The 565-nt window shown below is 27.3% G+C and carries 1 protein-coding gene; it reads right to left on the bottom strand.

Annotation, left to right across the window (positions count from 1 at the left end):
- Nucleotides 1–201, bottom strand: a 201-nt coding sequence (locus ACF91D_RS31475) for an AbrB/MazE/SpoVT family DNA-binding domain-containing protein (protein WP_392438656.1), incomplete at its 3' end; no start/stop codon positions are given.
- Nucleotides 202–565 lie beyond the last annotated feature (364 nt).

The raw sequence follows: 565 nt of genomic DNA, 5'->3' as shown, positions 1-565 counted from the left end.
ACCCCCATTTTTATAAAATGTTTGGATTTTTTCTTTTAGTGTTTCTTCCTTAACTTTTTTAAAAACAATTCTATGTTGCTCTGCATATTCAATTTCTAATTTGTCTCCAATATTTAAACCTGCTTTTTCCATAATTTCTTTACTAATACTGATTGCCTGACCATTCCCATACTTCATAACTTTTGATTTATATTGAAACAATTTTAATCACCTCATTATAAATGATAACAAACGTACTTACATATGTACATACTTAAATTATGGAGTTTTTCCATTCATTCAACGTATATAATGTCGAGGTAAGTGTTCTCGACGTAAACAAATCCATTTCTCAGAACTTAATTAGAAAAGAGCACTCATTCTATTGATATGAGTGCTCTTTTCTTTAATTTTTATATGAAAGGGACTTTTTGTTGCATTTCCTCATATCAATACTACTTAATAATCATTAATTTCACTTATGAAATACCATACGTTAAAAATGGCTATCCTAACATCAATGATATTAGGATAACCAAAATATAATTTTGTTTTTAATGTTTATTTGATAGGGGGTGTAACTAAG

Source organism: Staphylococcus sp. 231237_7MaSpsaltlick, from assembly GCF_043107035.1.
The sequence above is the reverse complement of the archived record's forward strand: the minus strand, read 5'-3'. Positions and strand labels throughout refer to the sequence as shown.